At 45.8% G+C, this 18,733-nt stretch carries 17 protein-coding genes; 5 read left to right on the top strand and 12 right to left on the bottom strand.

Annotation, left to right across the window (positions count from 1 at the left end; translation table 11 throughout):
* Positions 1-191: 191 nt before the first annotated feature.
* Together QUB70_RS04165 and QUB70_RS04160 are read right to left on the bottom strand one after the other, a co-directional pair.
* The gene (locus QUB70_RS04165) at positions 192-842 is read right to left on the bottom strand and encodes an RNA ligase family protein (RefSeq protein ID WP_332978514.1); all 651 of its coding nucleotides are present in this window, start codon (positions 840-842) and stop codon (positions 192-194) included.
* 137 nt (positions 843-979) lie between these two features.
* A complete protein-coding gene (locus QUB70_RS04160; protein ID WP_332978512.1) occupies positions 980-2,224 on the bottom strand; it encodes an HhoA/HhoB/HtrA family serine endopeptidase in 1,245 nt (414 codons plus the stop codon).
* Between the two features lie 188 nt (positions 2,225-2,412).
* Between QUB70_RS04160 and QUB70_RS04155 the strand changes: the two genes are divergently transcribed.
* Entirely contained in the window at positions 2,413-2,766 is a 354-nt protein-coding gene (locus QUB70_RS04155) for a metal-sensing transcriptional repressor (protein WP_242723064.1), read from the top strand.
* Between the two features lie 272 nt (positions 2,767-3,038).
* On the opposite strand, the gene QUB70_RS04150 is transcribed toward QUB70_RS04155, so the two are convergent.
* Positions 3,039-3,476, bottom strand: a complete 438-nt coding sequence (locus QUB70_RS04150; protein WP_332978511.1) for a helix-turn-helix domain-containing protein — start codon at positions 3,474-3,476, stop codon at positions 3,039-3,041.
* 473 nt (positions 3,477-3,949) lie between these two features.
* Positions 3,950-4,141, bottom strand: coding sequence for a hypothetical protein (locus QUB70_RS04145; protein WP_332978510.1), 192 nt, complete (start codon positions 4,139-4,141; stop codon positions 3,950-3,952).
* A 426-nt stretch (positions 4,142-4,567) separates the two neighbouring features.
* Between QUB70_RS04145 and QUB70_RS04140 the strand changes: the two genes are divergently transcribed.
* The 4 genes from QUB70_RS04140 (at position 4,568) to QUB70_RS04125 (ending at position 8,181) form a co-directional block, all read left to right on the top strand.
* Positions 4,568-5,212: a pentapeptide repeat-containing protein gene (locus tag QUB70_RS04140; RefSeq protein ID WP_332978509.1), complete on the top strand. Its 645-nt coding sequence runs from the start codon at positions 4,568-4,570 to the stop codon at positions 5,210-5,212.
* Positions 5,213-5,472: 260 nt separating this feature from the next.
* Positions 5,473-6,249: a pentapeptide repeat-containing protein gene (locus QUB70_RS04135; RefSeq protein ID WP_332978508.1), complete on the top strand. Its 777-nt coding sequence runs from the start codon at positions 5,473-5,475 to the stop codon at positions 6,247-6,249.
* A 172-nt stretch (positions 6,250-6,421) separates the two neighbouring features.
* Positions 6,422-7,570 (top strand): AAA family ATPase, encoded by a 1,149-nt coding sequence (locus QUB70_RS04130; protein ID WP_332978507.1) that lies wholly within the window; start codon positions 6,422-6,424, stop codon positions 7,568-7,570.
* A complete protein-coding gene (locus QUB70_RS04125; protein ID WP_332978505.1) occupies positions 7,567-8,181 on the top strand; it encodes a DUF4276 family protein in 615 nt (204 codons plus the stop codon). The genes QUB70_RS04130 and QUB70_RS04125 overlap by 4 nt, the downstream gene beginning before the upstream one ends.
* An 82-nt stretch (positions 8,182-8,263) precedes the next feature.
* Here QUB70_RS04125 and QUB70_RS04120 read toward each other — a convergent pair whose 3' ends face one another.
* From QUB70_RS04120 to QUB70_RS04085, 8 genes are all read right to left on the bottom strand, one after another.
* Entirely contained in the window at positions 8,264-11,278 is a 3,015-nt protein-coding gene (locus tag QUB70_RS04120) for a GAF domain-containing protein (RefSeq protein ID WP_332978504.1), read from the bottom strand.
* Between the two features lie 369 nt (positions 11,279-11,647).
* A complete protein-coding gene (locus tag QUB70_RS04115) occupies positions 11,648-12,103 on the bottom strand; it encodes an NADAR family protein (RefSeq protein ID WP_332978503.1) in 456 nt (151 codons plus the stop codon).
* A 715-nt stretch (positions 12,104-12,818) separates the two neighbouring features.
* Positions 12,819-13,367, bottom strand: coding sequence for a ribosome recycling factor (gene frr, locus QUB70_RS04110; protein WP_332978502.1), 549 nt, complete (start codon positions 13,365-13,367; stop codon positions 12,819-12,821).
* Positions 13,354-14,082, bottom strand: coding sequence for a UMP kinase (gene pyrH / locus QUB70_RS04105; protein ID WP_242723050.1), 729 nt, complete (start codon positions 14,080-14,082; stop codon positions 13,354-13,356). Before pyrH ends, frr begins: the two co-directional genes overlap by 14 nt.
* A gap of 276 nt (positions 14,083-14,358) precedes the next feature.
* On the bottom strand, positions 14,359-14,757 hold the full coding sequence (gene msrB / locus QUB70_RS04100; protein WP_332978501.1) for a peptide-methionine (R)-S-oxide reductase MsrB: 399 nt from the start codon (positions 14,755-14,757) through the stop codon (positions 14,359-14,361).
* 172 nt (positions 14,758-14,929) lie between these two features.
* Positions 14,930-16,750 carry a molybdate ABC transporter permease subunit gene (gene modB, locus QUB70_RS04095; protein ID WP_332978500.1) on the bottom strand — a complete coding sequence of 607 codons (1,821 nt, stop codon included), beginning with the start codon at positions 16,748-16,750 and terminating at the stop codon, positions 14,930-14,932.
* A gap of 70 nt (positions 16,751-16,820) precedes the next feature.
* On the bottom strand, positions 16,821-17,621 hold the full coding sequence (gene modA / locus QUB70_RS04090) for a molybdate ABC transporter substrate-binding protein (protein ID WP_332978499.1): 801 nt from the start codon (positions 17,619-17,621) through the stop codon (positions 16,821-16,823).
* A gap of 499 nt (positions 17,622-18,120) precedes the next feature.
* Positions 18,121-18,678: a thioredoxin family protein gene (locus QUB70_RS04085; protein WP_332978498.1), complete on the bottom strand. Its 558-nt coding sequence runs from the start codon at positions 18,676-18,678 to the stop codon at positions 18,121-18,123.
* Between the last annotated feature and the right edge of the window lie 55 nt (positions 18,679-18,733).

Raw genomic sequence — 18,733 nt, 5'->3', positions numbered from 1 at the left:
TTGCCGATATTTCCCACTTTGGCTTGTGACCAAGAATTTCTTGATGGTACCCGCCACGTGATTTATCCGTGGAATCAATCCAAAATCTAAAATCTAAAATCCTCAAGCCCCCAAATTTATCCGTGGGGTCGCCTCCAAAATCTAAAATCTAAAATCTAAAATCGAATGACTGTCGATCTATCAGTTTGATATTACTCCCAGTAATTTTCCCAATCATCCTTAAAAGCTTGCTGCAATCTCTGCATATACGCATCAGTCTTAATCTTCACCATCCACAGATTATTAGCATTTCGGCCTCCCTTGCACACAACACCTTCATCCACACCGTATTTCCCCTTGCGAAGATCGTCCATAAACTTGCCCGTCAGTTTGCCGCGATAAATCACTCGCGCAATATTTAATTTACCAAAATCCTGAATAAACCGATCGGGAACAACCATACCGACCTCGGTTTTCACATCAAAAAGCACCAATTGTTTGCGATCGTCCTTTTGGTGCATTCCCGCAAACGAGCTAGCACCAAAAAACTCTGTAAACACAGTATTTTCAGCGCAGTGATACTGTTCGTTCTCTCGAAATATAGACTCTAACGGACTAGCAAAATCTCTCTTAAATATTTCCGGTGCTTCTTCTAAACCTGGATGTGCAGCATTAAATTCTGCAATTCCCATCTCATCCAAATCAAATCTACTGCGGCGCGTACCAAAAGCATACCAACCGAGTTCAAATTCCCAAACCCAATGCAAATTAGTGCCATCGTACTTCTCAAAAGCTATACATTGTTCGTTAGGGCAATTTTTACTATCGGGAATTTTGGGATAGGCAAGTTGCACTCGTGTCATATAGAGGAAGAAAGTTCGGCAACGGATTCTGTAACGGATGTAACGGATGTAACGGATGTAGCGGATTTCAGTTCGAGGGAAGAGGGAATAAGGAAGAAGGAAAGGGTTTCTAACAGTTTCCCCCCTTCCCCTTTTAGTTAAAAATCCCTCAGTTGAGCAGTTTGAACCGCAAGTTCTTTAATCTGGGCACCGCGGCGCACCTTCAGTTCCAGAATTTGACCGATTTTGCTGTTTTCCACCAAATTTTGCAACTGTTCGGGCTCAGTCACTCCCTCACCGTCAATTTGAACGATGACATCCCCCTTGCGAACCCCTGCTGTCTCAGCAGGCGTATTTGGCACAACTCGCATCACTAACACTCCCTTAACTTCCGGCACAATCAAAGGAGCATTGGGGTCAGAATTATTCTCTCTGGCCATTTCAGGAGTCAAAGCAATCATCTGAATCCCCAAAAACGGATGGCTGACTTGTTCTCCTTTGGCTAACTGCGCGTAGATGGCCTTGGCTTTGTCGATCGGAATCGCAAACCCAATACCCATTGCGTCGGCTCGAATCGCCGTGTTGATGCCAATCACTTCTCCTCTGCTGTTTAACAGCGGGCCGCCGGAATTGCCGGGATTGATGGCCGCGTCGGTTTGAATGAAATCGAGCCGCTTGTCGGGAATGCCGACGGCTGCTGAAGAGCGTTTCAGGGTGCTGATAATTCCCAAGGTGACGGTGTTGTCAAATCCCAGGGGGTTGCCCACGGCGATCGCCCAATCTCCCACTTTCACCGCGTCGGAATCTCCTAGGGTTGCCACGGGCAAGTTAACACCCTTGGTATTAATTTTGACAACAGCCAAATCTGTTACTTCGTCAGTACCTTGCACTTCTCCTGGAAATGTCCTGCCGTCGTTTAAGGTGACAGTCACTCGATCGGCTTTGTCAACTACGTGAGCGTTGGTTAAAACAATCCCGCTTTTGTCAATGATGAAGCCGGAACCTTGACCGCGCAAGCGTTCTTGTCTGGGGGTCATGCTGCGCAAATCTTCTCCCAAAAATCTGCGGAAGAATGGGTCTTCCATTAAGGGGTCGAGGTTGCGGCTGACAGTGCGCTCGGTATCAATGCGAACAACTGCCGGCCCGACTCGATCGACTGCCGCCGTCACAAAACTGCCCGTATCCGCCGGAAGTTCCGGACTCCGCAGCGCTAAGAGTTGCGGATTCGCGGGAGTGGCTGGGGAAGTCTGAGACTGTAAGTTGGGCGGATTTGTGCCATCAGCGGCGGCAGCGGGTGCAGGATTGATTGCTAACGCACTCAGGGCGATCGTCATTCCTAAAATTAGGGCGAACCAGCGATCGCGGGTGCGGGGTGCGGGGCGAAAAAACTTAAATAGTCCCATAGCGTCAATTTTTGTTAGTCTGGGTTAGTCTGGTAAAGGTGTGCGATCGTGCGGACTCAATAATTTTCCCCTATGAAGATCCTAAATATATTTTGACCCTTACAATACATGAGTCAGGAGCCAGCACCAACTCAACATATTCTCAATTCTAACTTTTTCTAACTTTTAAAATTTCCCTCGTAACCCCAATGATTCTATCTGATACTTCTACTGACAAATCCTTGCCCTCAAATTCCCACCACCATCACGACGATAAATCAGCCCACCCTCACCATCACGATGAAGAATCGATGCGGCGGCTGGTAAATCGCTTGTCTCGGATTGAGGGACACGTCCGCGGCATCAAAACTATGGTGCAGGAAAACCGTCCCTGTCCCGAAGTTCTCGTGCAAGTTGCTGCGGTTCGAGGAGCGCTCGATCGCGTGGCGAGAATCATTCTTGACGAACATTTAACTGAGTGTATTGCCAGAGCAGCTAAAGAAGGCAATATCGATACGGAAATCGAAGAGTTGAAAGCGGCTTTGGATCGGTTTTTGCCTTAGCCGCTGCCAATTTTTACAGAACAAAACCTGCAAGTTATGACTTATCTCGCATTTTTTAAGCATCTTTCACAGACGCGGGAAAAGCGTCAAATCTTCTCCCCCTCGTCCCCATTCCCGCAACACATAATTTATAGGCTCCGCAGCTTATGAGAGCGAGTTTGGTTAAAAAAGAATTAGTTAGGTTTGTAGTACGACGGAAGTCCTCAAAAGCTTCAAAGGCTGACTGCAAACAATTAGACGATCGGCGATCGATCGGACGCGGTATGAAAAGTCTAAACTTTCGTCAACTTGGCTTTTAGCTGGTATCTGACTGTTGCGTAAACGGCTTTATAGGAAGCCTCAATGCTGTGTTCCTGTTGCAACCACTCTTGAATTTCTCCATAGCTTTTAAAGCCTTTCAGGGGGTCGCTCAGGCGCATTGCCAAACTAGCGCGGGCCAGAGGAGGAATCGCCGGCTTGCGGCCGCCGCTGTGCTTTGTTTCCAGGAGTCCTTCGAGTCCGTCAGAGCGGTACTTTCTCAGCCACCGCTGCACTGTAATTCGGTTTACCCCGATCGTCATTGCCAATTCTTTAACTGTCTTAACGTGACAAATTTTGAACAGATAAAGTGCTTGAATTTTTTGAAAGCCGCTTGCCGTTTTTTGTTCGGTTAACAGGCTTTTTAGTTCGTCAATTGTCTCTGTGATGCTAAGTTTACATACTCCAGCCATACCAATTACCTCACGATTTGCGCTCTACAATAGCTTTGTTTGACAAGGGAGCAAAATTCGCTCCTATCCTAACTGCTCGCCTTTTGTTTGCCCTACAGCAATACAAAAGCGCTCTAAATTAAACTTTTTGTGTCCTGCACACACTCAGACGCTCAAAAGCCTTTTTTTACTGTGAGCAAGGGTTGCCACAAAGTATTTTGGTAAAAAAATCGGTTTCTGGGTCAGTTTTGTATTTGATGGAACAAACGTCATTGCTAATACTGATATCGGTTAACCGCTCGACTGCAATATTAGCTGCAATAGTTGGCTTTTAAGGAATACCATTTATTCTTTTTTGCTAAACAACATATATCATGGTTTTCCTGGTATTTATTGGTAGTTTTTGCGAAGGGATTAGCGATTTTCAGTCATTAGTTGCTAGCAGACCGGCTTGGTCTGTACACCAGCGATCGCACTTTTATACATACATACCCCTATTCCCAGAAGTGCATTTCTGGCTTTCGATGTGCGAGAAATCCTGAGACATCAGCACTCTCACCGGCCGGAGCGGGTCGCCCCGAGTGTCGCGCCGAGTGATGTTGCAACCGACTTTCGGATCTAAAAGCTAGTATCTGTAAAACTACTTGCTCGATCGCTAATTGAGTAAAACACACGGACAGTGGCATTGTCAATTTTCCAGCCTTACAGTAACACTATCTGCTATTTTTTCCCGCCCGTCGTGATCTAAACGGCGGTTTCTATGTGATACTACTAACATCCATTAGTGATCGTTGTCACACTAATACTCAGTAAACTCAACTATCCACAAAAAGTTATGGGTGCGATCGCACTTTCCACCCAGAATCCTTTGATTTAGCGAGGAAGTGCGAGCCATATTGTTGTTCAACATTTTAAATGTTAATTATAAAAAAAAATGCAGCTTTGTCCTTCACCCTCCCCAAACAATCTAATTTATTCTCAAACCTTGCAGATTGAGAGAAGTCTCGCGCTGGGTGTGAATCTTTCAGAATTTAAAATCTAAAATGGCAGAACATCCGGTGCAACCAGCTTACTGAGAGTATTCTTCATTTAAAAGGTGTAGAGAAGCCATAATGAACGTTGACGAACTGCTCAAGCTATACGCAATAGGAGAAAGAAATTTTAGCGGGCTCTACCTGCACGAGGTGTACCTCTACGAAGCAGAATTGATTGGAGCCAATCTGTATGAAGCCGACCTGATTGGAGCCAATCTCAGCAAAGCGAAACTCAACAGAGTCAACTTTGGCAAAGCCAATTTGTGCAAGATTAATTTGAGCAAAGCAGACTTAGGTGGAGCCGACCTCACAGAAGCACTTTTAGCTGAAGCTAACCTGAATCGAGCTGAGTTGATGGGAGCGAACCTCAGCAAAGCAGACTTGAGCGGAGCTTCCCTGATCCAAGCAACTTTAATTGGAGCCAACATATCTCGGGCAACACTCAGCCGTGCAGACTTGCACGGAGTAAATCTTTACGGAGTAAACTTGCGCAGGGCGGTGCTCACAGAATGCGATTTAATTGGGGCTAACCTGAGCAAAGTAGACCTCAGCGGAGCCGACTTAATGGGAGCGAGCCTGATTAGGGCAGATTTGACGGAAGCGATTTTAAGCGCGTCAGACTTAAGCGGCGCAAACCTGTTGGGAGCAAACCTTACAAAAGTCAACCTGAGCGGAGTTTATCTTAAGGGTACGACGATGCCCGACGGCACGATTCACGACTAATTTATTCGTTAATTTTTATGGTTGCCGAGAACCGCTGCTAAAGGGTAATGATTATTTCATTACCCTAATTTATTGGCAGCGAAATCTTTATTTGACACTCAGTTAAGGCGCAGAACTTCAATTTAGGGTGCTGATGCCACACAAAACTCCTACATAGGGCCAGTCCAAAGATTTGTTGGGTGAACTTGTGTTATGTTGATTTTCAATTGCTTCGATAAAAGCTATTTTAGATTTAATATTTTGGATTTGGGACGGTTAAGATGAAACTCAGAATCCTCGCTGCTGTAACGCTGCTGAGCGCGATCGCCCCGATCGCTCCTGCACCCGCCGAGAACATCCAACACACGCAACAATTACTAGCCACCCGACAGTGCCCCAACTGCGACCTCAGCAGTGCAGGTCTGGTTTTAGCGAATTTAACAGGAGCCAATCTCAAAGGTGCTGACTTGAGGCTGGCTAACCTCAGCAGAGCCAACCTGACGGGGGCTGACCTCAGCGGAGCCAACCTCAGCGGCACCAGTCTTTTTGGCGTCAACCTGACGGGGGCCAACCTCAGCGGAGCCAACCTCAGCGGTGCTGACTTGAGAAGTGCCTATCTGGGCGACGCGAATTTAACTGACGCCAATCTAACTAACGCGCAACTGCTCGGAGTTAGAGGAATGCCAACTAATATCGGCACCGCTGAAGACTTCTACCGGTTGGGAGTGCAGGAAGCTCAAGCGGGAAACTACAGAAACGCCATTGATTATTACAATCAAGCGCTGAATCTGAAATCGGATTTAGCAGCCGTTTATTTTGCGCGCAGTATGTCTCGCGCTGACTTGGGAGACTTCGCCGGTGCCGCTCAAGACGCTGCAAGAGCAAACCAACTCTTTGCCGCTCAAGGAAATCCCCAAGGTCAGGATTTGTCAAAGCAGTTAGCCGAAGCAATTGTGGCGCGCCAAAAGCCTACAGAAGCCCGCACTGCCAGCCGCGGCGACTTTATGAGTCTTCTAGGCTCGATCGGTTCTGTGCTGGTGAAGCTAATCTTGCCTTAAGACTTGTGAACGGCCTGCTCCAACGACTTTTCGTGTTTCGCCAACCCAAGCGATGCAGACCGTTTCATCAACCCATCTGGCTTTACTAAACCTCTAATCTCTGTAAGGCAGGTATACTTAGCCTAGTCTCGATATATGTGTCTAGGCTAGTTTCACTATTTAAGGACGGAATATGAATAGATTTGAAAATATATCAGTAAGGGGTTTTCGGCGTCTTCAAAATATTGAGCTTGAGATGAGAAATCTCATCGTTATGATTGGTGCAAACGGAGCAGGAAAAACTTCTTTTTTAGATGTTCTTTCAATACTAGCCGCTTCAGCAAGTGGAAATTTACAGAATTTATTGCAACTTAAAGGCGGCTTGAATGAAATTTTGACAAGAGGTAAAGTACAAGAACTTGAAATTGAAATTTCAATGCAAGTGCCAAAGGAACAACCTTTGAAGTACAGCTTAACATTGTCGCCCAAAGGTTTATCTTATGAAGTTAGAGACGAATATTTAACACAGCATAGAGATCCAAGCAAAACGGAACCATTCAAGTATATTGAATCACAAGGTTTGGATATTAAATATTCTCCAGAAGAAAGAAGAGGATTTGTGAGACCGAGTTGGGATCACAATCCTCTTGAAACATCCCTTTCTCAAGTTCCTAAAATGTATCGCGAACCAGAGAACCTGAGAAAGAGCCTTGCTTCTTGCACATATTATGGAGCACTCGATGTTTCAGAGAAAAGTCCCATTCGTCTACCTCAAGCAATGCGCCCTGCAAAGTTGCCTGGAGCAAGCGGTGAAAACCTCGTTTCCTGTCTTTATGACCTTCGGGAAACCGATCGAGACAGTTTTGAAATGCTGGAAAATATCATTTCTGCTGCCTTTCCAGATTTCGAGCGATTAAACTTTCCTCCGGTTGCCGCAGGAACTATGTCTATGACTTGGACAGATAGAAATTTTCCTCAGCCTTTCTATGTCCATGAGCTATCAGAGGGAACGCTGCGCTTCCTCTGGTTGGTTGCGCTGCTGCAAAGTCAAACTTTAACAACTATTACGTTGCTAGATGAACCAGAAGTTAGCCTACACCCTGAACTCTTAAGACACTTAGTTTATCTAATGAGAGAAGCTTCAAAACACACTCAACTGATAGTTGCAACACACTCTGATAGACTCATCAGATTTCTTAAGCCACATGAGGTTTTGGTCTGTGACTTGGAAGAAGGTGAGGCAAAAATGAGGTGGGGTGAGACTTTTAATCTGGATAAATGGTTAGAAGATTATAGTCTTGACCAGCTTTGGGCAATGAATATAATGGGTGGCCGCCCATGAAAATTGCTATTTTAGTTGAAGGAGCTACTGAAAGGGCATTTAAAAAGAAGCTTTGTGAGTTTCTGCAAAGTCATTTAGGGCAAAAAATGCCCAGACTACACTTTATAACACAAGATGGTCCAATTCCCAAGGAAAGAAAACTCAAGAAATTAGTTGAAACTCTCCTCGATAATAATGGCTATCATGCTGTAATTGCACTTACAGACGTTTATACCGGAAAGCCGGACTTTAAAGATGCCAATGATGCTAAAGAGAAAATGAGGATATGGGTAGATAACAACCCAAACTTCTATCCTCACACAGCATCACATGATTTTGAAGCATGGCTTCTTCCCTACTGGACCACTATCCAGAAGCTAGCGAAACACAACCTTTCTGCTCCTAGCGGTAGCGGTTCGCCTGAAACAGTGAATCATCAAAAGCCACCTTCCTATTGGATTAAGGAAATTTTTAGAACAGGAAAACGCGGAAAAGACTATAACAAAGTGATTGATGGAATGGCTATTTTGAAAAACAACGATTTGATGATTGCGATTAATGCTTGTCCAGAGCTAAAAGCTTTTGTGTATCGAATTATCTCTCTCTGCGAGGAAGATAAAATAATTTCTTGACGTAAAACGCGATCGCTGTTAAATACCCGGATTCTCAAAGAAGTCGGGTATCTGGGTGTGTTGTTTTTTTAGGTTGTTCTACTTAATTCAGCGGAATCTCGATCCAGAACTCTGTACCGTGACCGGGTACAGAAACACATTTCAGTACCCCTTGGTGTTTCTCAACTACAATTTGATAACTGATAGACAGTCCTAAACCCGTGCCCCGACCGACGGGTTTAGTAGTAAAAAACGGATTAAATATGTGAGAGATTAACTCTTTGGGGATGCCGTGACCGTTGTCGGCAATGCAAATTCCTACCGTTTTTTCATCGATTAATTCAGTGCGAATCCGAATGCAAGGGGATGGGAAATCAGGAATCAAACACTCGGTGGTTGCCTTTATATCTCCTGACTCGATAGGCAGTATTTGGGAGCTTAAATGTGTCGCGGCTGCACTTGCCCCGTTAAAAGGAATATTCATAACTCGCTCTTTTTTTCCCATTTCTAGGGCGTCAAGGGCATTGCCGATCAGATTCATAAATACCTGATTGAGCGAGCTGGCATAGCATTCTACTAAGGGCAAATTGCCGTATTCTTTCATGATTTCTACGGTGTTGCGATCGGATTTGGCTTTGATCCGGTGCTGCAAAATCAACAGGGTACTGTCGATGCCCTCGTGAATGTCAACGGCTTTTTTCTCGGCTCGATCGCTCCTGGAAAAATTGCGCAAAGATACAACTAATTGGCGGATGCGATCGACTCCGACTGTCATGGAACCCAAAATTTTCGGCAAATCTTCGGCAAGAAATTCGATGTCGATCGCTTCGGAGCACTCGCTAATTTCTGGCTTGGGATTGGGGTAGTGCTGGCGGTAGAGTTCCACCAAGCAGAGCAAATCTTTGGTGTATTCGCTGGCGTGGGACAGATTGCCGTAGATAAAGTTAACGGGGTTATTGATTTCGTGGGCGACTCCGGCCAGCAGTTGTCCGAGACTGGACATTTTTTCGGTTTGAATCAGTTGGGCTTGGGTATTGTGCAATTCTGTGAGGGTTTTAGCTAGCTGTTCGGCTTTTAATCGATCGGCAGTTGCTGCATTGAGACTTTCTTGATACAGTTCTGCTTGGTGAATGGCGATCGCAGCTTGATCCGCTAAATGTTGCACCAATTCCTGTTCTGCTGTTTGCCAAACTCTGGGCCCCGAACACTCATGGGCAATCAGCAACCCCCACAATTGGGAATCTTTGCCTCTCATGGGCACAATTAAACTTCCTCTCACCTGCAACTCTTCCAAAAATTCGCGGTGACAGGCTGTTAAATCCTCAGTATAAATATCATTAATTGCTCGCATCCGTCCGGCTCGATAAAAGCAGTCTGAGCCTTCGGGAAAGCATTCTTTTGGAGATGTGATACCTACAATTGACCGCCACTGACCGCAAACCGCTTCGACAACTACCTCGCCCTGTTTGTCTGCTGCAAATTGGTAGATTACCGTGCGATCGGTATCCAACAAAACTCTCACTTCCCGCACAATAGTTTGCAGTATGGTTTTTAAATCCAAGGTGCTGCGAATTTGGTCTCTAACTCGCGTCAATACTTGGGCAAAGTCCAAGGATTTTTGCAATTGGGCGGTGCGTTCTTGAACTTGGCGCTCCAAGTTGGCATTCAAAGCCTGCACTTCTTTATAAAGAACGTACTGCCCAATTGCCGCACAAAATTGGCTGCCTATAGCTAAAGCTTGCTCGATCTCCTCCCCTTCCCACTCTGGCGACTGACCTTTTTTGATTTCTCGCCAGAGTTCAAAGGATTGTCTGGGAAGGATTTGTGCAGCGCTGCTGTCAAAGCGCCCCGCCCACATTTTTTCGGTATCAATTTCATTGCGAAAAACGGTCAAACAGCCGACTACTTGTTGTTGGTAGTGGAGGGGAATTACCAGCAATCCCCGAATTTTAGTAGCTTGAAAAGCGGGAACTAAAACTCTAAATAGAGGTTCTTTGTATAAGTCTGTAATTATCCAAACTGGGAATGGGGAATTAGGAATTGAGAAATTGGGAAACTCTTCTTTATTTTTAAATCCTTTGGTTAGCCATTGCTGCCACAGGGGATGAGCTTCGATCGCCCTGACTTTTTCCCAGTCGGGAAGAGTCGGTTGCTCGCCTGCTTTGAACAGTTCAAAGGTAGGATCGCCCGGAGCAGTCCGATCGCCCGCGGCAATGGGAAATGCTCGATCGATCTTGGGAACCGATAACTTTTCACCCTTAATGTTCGGGGGGTTGAGATAGAGTCTGCCGCCGCTGCCGCCCAAAGCGGTGACGGTGGCTTCTAAACCCTGTTGCAGTTGAATGTTGGCGTGACCGTACAACAGGGCTGCTATGCGGCTCACGGTAGCTTCCCGAGCGGCTTGAGAGCGGGTCTGCTGGAGGAGGAGTGCATGGGCGATGGCGCTCGACAATTGATCTGTTACGAGCTGAACTACTTCTAAATCTGCTGGTGAAATATTGAGGGGGACACAGTGGTGAGACACTAAAAGTCCCCACAGTTCGATGTGAACTTTTTGATTGTTTCCTGGCTCGTATCGAGTCAGGCGCGTCGGGGCATCGCAGATATCTGTTTGGCTGTTTTGCGACGCGCTCCTGCGGTGCAAAATCGGCACGACTAAGGAAGATTGCACTCCCATTGCCATCAGGTAAGCTGTGTGGCAAGGATCGAGCGATCGGTAGTGCATCTGTTGATTTACTAAAGGTTGACCTGTGTCCGCAGCATCGAGGGGACTCAGGACGATCGTCCCGGAGTTAACATCTACTATTGTGCGCTGACGCATACTGATATACATCTCCCTGGCGGGGGGGGGAATGTCGTCTGCTGGAAAGTGCAGGCCTTTCAAGGAAGGGAGACGGTTGTTATTAATTGATTCGGCAACAACTTCTCCGCTGCTGTCGGCACTGAACCTGTAAATCATGATGCGGTCTGTTTTCAAAAAAGACCGCACTTCGGCTACCGTACTGGTTAAAATATCTTCTAATTCTAGAGATTGGCGGATGCGTTCAGTTATCCCCCGTACCAAAACTTCTCTGTCTAGTTTATGATGTAATTCTTGCGTATTTTCTGTGAATTGCATAAATCTCCTTTTGAAATAATACAATGATAATAAAAAGTTTTAATGTGCTGTCGGAGCGATCGGACTCAAGTGCATCAGCCTGAGTTTTTGATTCAACCGATCTGTACAATTAATCTGCTGCACGCTGGTTAGAGACTGCGGTGTATCGCCTCGGGCGCGCTGAGGAAGGAAAATCTGCGATCGCGCCGGTTTAGTCCTTGCCTTCAACAGGCATAGCGACTCAACCCAATCATAATTATTATTTTAATCCTCTTATAAATTTCTCGCAATCTTAAACTCTCACTCTCAGAATTATTTATTTTTAGGATAAGTTGACATTTGTTGGGATAACTTCATATAATGAGCATTAACAAAATAATTTTAGTTTTATTAGCTCCTCTGGCGCTGAAAAATTTCGCTGCGCACGCTCATCAAAATTTTACCCAAATGATTTTGGCCGGTTCGATCGCACCCGCAGCCCCAGTAGTAATCCGTTGGCGAATCCTCCACAATCACTCGATCCGCTGTGGCGAGGAGAATAGCTTGAATGTCTGTATGAACGAGAAACTTAGTTAAAACTGCTTCGCGCATAATGGGAATTTTCACCGTTTCCCAGTCAGCGCGCATCCGGTGGTTCGGATCGCGACCTAATTTGGCGGCTTCTTGAGGAGTTGCTACGGCTCGAATCGCCGCCACTAATCTTTCATCAGCGCTACCGACAAATTTTTGGGCTTGATAGTAATGTTCCACAGTCAACCAATCTTGACCGTGCAGGTAAATGTCGTGCAGTGAAAAATTAGAAAAGCAGCCGTAAGGCTTTTCTACTTTATAAAAATAAATTATCATATTTATTTTAGATTGTACAGGATTTACGCATAAGCTATGTATGTAAGGCGTGCATTGTGTACCTTACCGGTAGTATAAATAGGGTGTAATATCAAATCGCGTTACATCGGAATTATGAGCGCGATCGCGTCATCCACAGCGAACGGAGTGTAAGCTTTTGGGCATCTAAATTGTATTTTTGGGCTGGCTGCTAGAGTTCGCTCCACAGTAATTTGAGCAAACTTGACTTTAAAATTTAGATGCGCTTAGACTTAGTGCGAGCGAGGACACTTGCGCTACACTCCAAAAAATATTATTCGGATGCAAACCGAAATGATATAGTTCCGATTTTAATTAACGATTAAGAATTGAAAATAAGAAATTGGGATTTAAGATGATTTCTTCTTCCTTCGTTTTAAAACGGCATCAGCTTTGGAAGAGCGCGGTTAGCGATATGGGCATAACGCAGTTCACCGCACAAAATTTTGCTCGTCAACTTAGTAGTCATCGGCAATTTGACGCCCGCTCTGACTCGCAGCTTTTGTAAACTGATAGAATGCCCGAGCAAAACAACTGACCCAAACCATATCAGTTCCCCCTGAAGTGGCGATCGACCGACAATAATGCAATCAAATATGTTAGTAACTTGTCAGTTGTCAGTTGTCATGAGTTATTAGTTATTAGTTATTACGAGCAAGTCACAAATAACTAATAACTAATAACTAACTAGAGACTATTATACAGTCGTGATATCTTTCTCTTTCGCTGCCAGAACTTCTTCTATTTTGGCAACGTACTTGTCCGTCAGCTTTTGAATTTTATCTTGCAAGTCGCGGGATTCATCTTTAGAGATATCGCTGCTTTTTTCCTGCTTGCGAATCGAGTCAACGGCATCGCGGCGGATATTGCGAATTGCAACTTTACCTTCTTCGGCAAACTTCGCGGCCATTTTGACAAATTCTTGGCGTCTGTCGCTCGTCAGCGGCGGAATGTTCAAGCGAATAACTGAACCGTCGTTGTTGGGAACGAGTCCTACATCGGACAGGGAAATTGCTTTTTCGATCGAGCTTAGTGCTGTGCGATCGAACGGTTGAATGTTGATCGTAGTCGCATCCGGCGTGCCGATGTTGGCAAGGGATTTGATCGGAGTTGGAGCTCCGTAATAATCTACCATGACTCGATCGAGGAGAGAGGCGTTGGCCCGTCCCGTCCGAATAGTATTAAAAGACCGTTGAGTAGCCTCAACTGCCTTTTGCATATGATCTTCTGCGTCAGCTAACTTCACAAAAACCTCCGACAAGAGTTCCAATAGATTCTCCCATTACAGCTCGGTAGATGTTGCCCGACACCGAGAGGTCAAATACCATAATAGGAATATTATTTTCTTTGCAAAGGGCGATCGCGGTACTGTCCATCACCCGCAAGTCTTGATTTAAGACGTGGGCATAGGTGAGGGTTTGATACCTGCGCGCGTTGGGGTTGACGTGGGGGTCGGAATCGTACACCCCATCTACCTTAGTAGCTTTAAAAATCACCTCTGCATCAATTTCAGCCGCCCGCAAAGCGGCTGTAGTATCCGTAGTAAAAAAAGGATTGCCAGAACCGGCACCAAAAATCACTACTCGTTTTTTTTCGAGGTGGCGAATTGCCCGCCGCCGGATGTAGGGTTCAGCTACTTCTTGCATGGCGATCGCCGATTGCACCCTCGTTGGCACTCCTGCTTGTTCCAGGGCATCCTGCAAAGTGATGGCATTCATCACCGTAGCAATCATGCCCACATAATCAGCCGTTGCCCGATCCATCCCTGCCGAAGCAGCTTTCACCCCGCGAAAAATGTTGCCACCACCGACAACAATCGCGATTTGAATGCCTTGGGACACGACTTTGGCCACTTCCTGGGCGATCGACTGAACGACTACCGGATCGATGCCGTAGCCCAAGCTGCCCATCAGCGCTTCACCGCTGAGCTTCAGCAAAACTCGCTGATATACCATCCCCATGCCGCCACTATTTTTTTACTCTTTTTGCCTCCACCATAAGATAGCAGCACGGGTGCATTTTGAACATCAATTGCCCAGAACAAACATCCCGCTTGTGCTGCCAGAGAATTTGTTTGTTGCGGGGGCTGCTAGGTGAACAGGCAAGATGCCTGTTCCACAACTGGATTGATTTTTTCTCAGTCAATGCTAGGTGAACAGGCAAGATGCCTGTTCCACAAGCCGATTGATTTTTTGTGGGGAGTAGGGGTTGGGCACGCGAACCCGCCCCTAAAAGAATCAATCCTTGGGGACGAAATTAAGAGCAGCAGAATTCATGCAGTAACGCTGACCGGTCGGTTTGGGCCCATCGTTGAATACGTGGCCGAGATGAGCGTCGCAAACAGCGCACAGTACCTCGGTGCGGCGCATGAACAAGGTGTTATCCGACTCGCACTTGACATTTTCTTCGCTAACAGGAGCGTAGAAACTCGGCCAACCGGTACCGGAATCGAACTTTGTTTCTGATTTAAATAGCTCAGTCCCGCAGCAAATACACTTATAACTTCCGGGCTTTTTGTTGTCGTGATACTCGCCGCTAAAAGCTCTTTCCGTTCCCTTCTTTCGGGCGACTTTGAACTGTTCGGGCGTGAGTTGCTGTTGCCATTCGGCGTCGGTTTTCTTAACTTTTTCTGTCATGGTTTAATGTTGGGTTCAGATGGGTTTAACAAATAATTTGGTTAACCTTGTTTGGAGTTTATGACTAAGACCAAAGAAACCCGGTTTCTCCGCAAATAACGCTGGAAAATGAGACATCTAAAAAGAAACCGGGTTTCCGAAACAAGCCTGCTTAAGTCATAGAGTGGTTAACTCATGCTTCCATTAATATTAACCTAATTGGCTCGATATGAACATACCAGGGAAAAGGATTGTCCTTAATAGCCCTCCACTTTTCCTTGAAGACTTCGGCTTGCAAGTGATAATCTTGGAAATCATTGGGAGGCGAGTGCAATTTGAGATATAATGTCACCCGGTGCGGAGTTTCCACAGTTGAGGCGATCCAACAAGCAAAAGTATTTTCACGATCGCACCCGCTAACAAAACTGATTTGATGAGCCCGAATTCCCACAGAAACTAGAGATTTGGGAATTGGTTCGACGACAGTCAGAGTACAGCCCCAGTCGATCGCCTCCACTAGAGTTACGGAGATCGGCTTAGCGGCTGAGAAATTCTTGCAGCCAGTCAACTGGGCGACAGTGAAATTGCCAGGGCGATCGAAAATGTTCTCTTTGGTATCAAAGGCGATCGGCCTTCCCTCGGCCAATACCAACAGATTTTTGCACACCCGGTAAACTTCCTCTAAATTGTGGCTGACAAACAAAGTAATTCCCCGATAATTAGCCAGAGTCTGCATTAACTCCCGTTCCAGTTGACTCCGCAAATGAGTATCCAAAGCAGAAAACGGTTCGTCTAACAGCAGCAAATCGGGATTCGGGGCGATCGCCCTCGCCAAAGCCACCCGCTGCTGTTGGCCCCCCGAAAGTTCGTGCGGGTAGCGGTTTTCCAGTCCCGACATTTGCACCGAAATTAGCTGTTCTTTTACCCGAAATTTTTGCTCGCTTTCAGATAAATGCTGCAAGCCAAACGCAATATTTTGAGCAACACTCAGGTGAGGAAATAAAGCATAGTTTTGAAACAAAAAACCGATGCGGCGGTCTTTAGAAGCTACATTAATGCCCTGTGCTGAGTCAAATAAAACCTTACCGTTGACGGCAATTTTACCGCTGCTGGGAGTTTCCAAACCGGCGATGCAGCGCAGAGTCATGCTTTTGCCCGAACCCGACGCGCCCAAAATTCCCAGGACTTCCGGGCCGATATCGAAGCCGACATCCAAGGCAAAGCCGGAGAGAGGTTTAAAAATCTTTAAACAAAGTCCGCTTTCCAGTTGTTTAGTTGTGGACTTTGTAGTAGAATAAGAGGCACCTTTTGAAAAATTAGATTCCAGTTTTTGGCTCAAATTCGGTTTGGGCGATATCCTTTTTAAATCATTCCAAAAATTAACACCAGTGAGCATCGTCAAAGAAAGACTCAGAATAATCAAAACCCAAATAGCAGCTTGCCTCATATCCCCTGCTTCCACAGCAAAATAAATTGCCATCGGGATAGTTTGAGTTTGTCCGGGAATATTCCCCGCTAACATCAACGTCGCGCCGAATTCACCCAAAGCGCGAGCAAATGCCAGAATAGTTCCTGCTAAAATTCCCGGCCATGCTAGCGGCAGCATAATTCGCCAAAAAACTTGCCACTCCGAGGCTCCCAAAGTGCGAGCCGCGTTGAGAAGATTGGCATCAATTTGCTCAAAAGCTCCCAAAGCAGTTTTGTACATCAGGGGAAATGATACAACTGTGGCAGTAATGGCGGCGGCTTGCCAAGTGAAAATTATAGTTAACTCGAATTGTAGCAAAAATTGCCCGATCGCCCCATTTCTCCCAAACAGCAACAGCAGCAAAAATCCCACTACCGTCGGCGGCAAAACTAAGGGAGAAATGAAAATCCCTTCAATCAAAGCTTTACCTCTGATGCGAGTTGAAAGCATCCACCGGGCGGCGGCTATTCCCAGGAAAAAGGTAATAAAAGTCGCAATAGCCGAGGATTTTAGAGATATCCAGAGCGGAGAAATATCAAATTCCATCTATAAATACATCCGCGTTAATCAGCGCTTATCTGCTATCATCAGCGGTAAAAAATCCCTAATTAGTTAGTTATCGAACTATGCCAAATCCGTATTTCTGAAATACTATTTTAGCGCGATCGCCCGCCAAAAAGTCAACAAACGCTTTCGCAGCAGCCAGATTGCGGCTGTTTCTGATAACTGCCAGCGGATAAACAATGGGCGAGTGCAAATTTTCGGCAGCCGTTAGCCGCACAGTTACTTTGTCCGAAGCTTTGGCATCAGTCGTGTAAACTATACCAGCATCAACGTTACCGCTTTCGACGAATGTCAGCACTTGGCGGACGTTATTTCCCAGCACTAATTTTGGCTGTATTTGCCGCCACAATCCAAGCTTAGTTAGCATTTCTTGAGCATATTGTCCCACAGGTACGCTTTTCGGTTCGCCGATCGCAATTTTCTTGATTTTTGCATCCGTCAACTGTTTAAAATCGCTCAAGGCAACACCGTTTTTGGGAGTAATCAAAACCAGGCGATTTGTCAGCAAATTGCGCCGCGTCTCGTTAATTAACAGGTTAGATAGCTGCAAATTGTTCATTTGTTTTGTAGCGGCGCTGAAAAATACATCTACCGGGGCTCCCTGCTGAATCTGCTGTTCTAGAGCACCGGAAGCACCAAAATTATAAGTAATAGTAACATTGGGATTGCTGCTTTGATAAACAGTCTTGATTTCCCCTAAAGCTTGCGACAGACTGATAGCAGCCGATACAGTTAAAGACGTTCGCTGCTGCGCTGTTGTTGTGGAAACGCTTTGAAACAAGTTCCAACTAATCAGCAGTGTCAGCGCTACAGCGGCTGCGACGATAGAGTTGAAAATACGTTTTCTTTCCACAGGGCTATCTTCTAATTTGCCATAAGGCAATCTACACTATTTGTAGTAGTAAGGTGCGCCGCGCACACCTTACAAGTAGATGCTGTTTGTCCAGGATTATCATCTTCTATTGACATCCACCCCGACTATCAGGTACGGGGATTCCCAAACCTCACGATTTGAATTTCTGCTTCTTCGCAACTGCCTCCACCCTAAAAGAGATTTGGTCTTATGTTCGCTCCACAGACTAACCCCGCAAGTCCTGCGGTTTTTACGTGTCGAATACCAAACGGAATTCTTCGTATTTTTGATTCTAGGGATGTTTACCATTGCCCTATCCTCTTTTCCCGGTCTACCGATTTTGCTTCGCCGTCAGCACCAAGCTGAACTTCGCTCGTATAGGCTGTTTGATCCATCGTCTCGGGTGGGTCGTTGACCAATTATATTGTAACACAAAGCCGTCCTAAAAGGACGGGGTTTCTACCCAATTTTTTGATGACTGATGACTGCTGACTAATGACTACGATCGCCATTTGACGGAACAGCCGATCGCCTCTGTAGTTGAAGGCTCAACGGGTTGACTGTTGAGCAATTGGTCGATCGCACTCCGCAGATAAGAAACCTGCACCGCCGCCGGATCGTCAGCGTTGTCGTCAATTAAACCTTTATAGCGCAGTTTGCCGTCTTGGTCTAACAAAAAAACCTCCGGCGTTTTAGAAGCCCCAAAACTTTCAGCCACATCTTGAGCAACATCTCGGATGTACGGGAAGTTGAGTTGATTGTTGGCGGCAAAAATTTTCATGTTCTCAAAACTGTCGTCGGGATACTGGTTTGCATCATTAGCATTAATCCCGATTAAAGTAACATCTCGATCTTGAAACTCTGCTTGAAGTTCTTTCATACGATTGAGATACAACTGCACGTAAGGGCAATGATTGCACATAAATATCACCGCGATCGCCCGAAATTTTTCTAAATATCGAGCTAAATGGTGAACTTCTTCGTCCACTCCCGGCAGTTCAAAATCGGGAGCGTAGCCGTTAATGGGAGTACCCGTTGTATCGATTAGTAAACTCATGTTTTCAGGAGGTGAAGAGGAGTATTTGCCAGCATGAAAGATGAAACTGTCAGCA

Source organism: Microcoleus sp. A003_D6 (assembly GCF_036702825.1).
Lineage (GTDB): Bacteria > Cyanobacteriota > Cyanobacteriia > Cyanobacteriales > Microcoleaceae > Microcoleus.
Note: the sequence above shows the minus strand (reverse complement) of the source record. Positions and strands in the feature narration are given on the sequence as shown.

What these genes read in the sequence shown, in the direction of transcription:
- QUB70_RS04165 (WP_332978514.1), bottom strand. Translation starts at nt 842, where the DNA reads ATGACACGAGTGCAACTTGCCTATCCCAAAATTCCCGATAGTAAAAAT.
- QUB70_RS04160 (WP_332978512.1), bottom strand. Translation starts at nt 2,224, where the DNA reads ATGGGACTATTTAAGTTTTTTCGCCCCGCACCCCGCACCCGCGATCGC.
- QUB70_RS04155 (WP_242723064.1), top strand. Translation starts at nt 2,413, where the DNA reads ATGATTCTATCTGATACTTCTACTGACAAATCCTTGCCCTCAAATTCC.
- QUB70_RS04150 (WP_332978511.1), bottom strand. Translation starts at nt 3,476, where the DNA reads ATGGCTGGAGTATGTAAACTTAGCATCACAGAGACAATTGACGAACTA.
- QUB70_RS04145 (WP_332978510.1), bottom strand. Translation starts at nt 4,141, where the DNA reads ATGCCACTGTCCGTGTGTTTTACTCAATTAGCGATCGAGCAAGTAGTT.
- QUB70_RS04140 (WP_332978509.1), top strand. Translation starts at nt 4,568, where the DNA reads ATGAACGTTGACGAACTGCTCAAGCTATACGCAATAGGAGAAAGAAAT.
- QUB70_RS04135 (WP_332978508.1), top strand. Translation starts at nt 5,473, where the DNA reads ATGAAACTCAGAATCCTCGCTGCTGTAACGCTGCTGAGCGCGATCGCC.
- QUB70_RS04130 (WP_332978507.1), top strand. Translation starts at nt 6,422, where the DNA reads ATGAATAGATTTGAAAATATATCAGTAAGGGGTTTTCGGCGTCTTCAA.
- QUB70_RS04125 (WP_332978505.1), top strand. Translation starts at nt 7,567, where the DNA reads ATGAAAATTGCTATTTTAGTTGAAGGAGCTACTGAAAGGGCATTTAAA.
- QUB70_RS04120 (WP_332978504.1), bottom strand. Translation starts at nt 11,278, where the DNA reads ATGCAATTCACAGAAAATACGCAAGAATTACATCATAAACTAGACAGA.
- QUB70_RS04115 (WP_332978503.1), bottom strand. Translation starts at nt 12,103, where the DNA reads ATGATAATTTATTTTTATAAAGTAGAAAAGCCTTACGGCTGCTTTTCT.
- pyrH (WP_242723050.1), bottom strand. Translation starts at nt 14,082, where the DNA reads ATGGGGATGGTATATCAGCGAGTTTTGCTGAAGCTCAGCGGTGAAGCG.
- msrB (WP_332978501.1), bottom strand. Translation starts at nt 14,757, where the DNA reads ATGACAGAAAAAGTTAAGAAAACCGACGCCGAATGGCAACAGCAACTC.
- modB (WP_332978500.1), bottom strand. Translation starts at nt 16,750, where the DNA reads ATGGAATTTGATATTTCTCCGCTCTGGATATCTCTAAAATCCTCGGCT.
- QUB70_RS04085 (WP_332978498.1), bottom strand. Translation starts at nt 18,678, where the DNA reads ATGAGTTTACTAATCGATACAACGGGTACTCCCATTAACGGCTACGCT.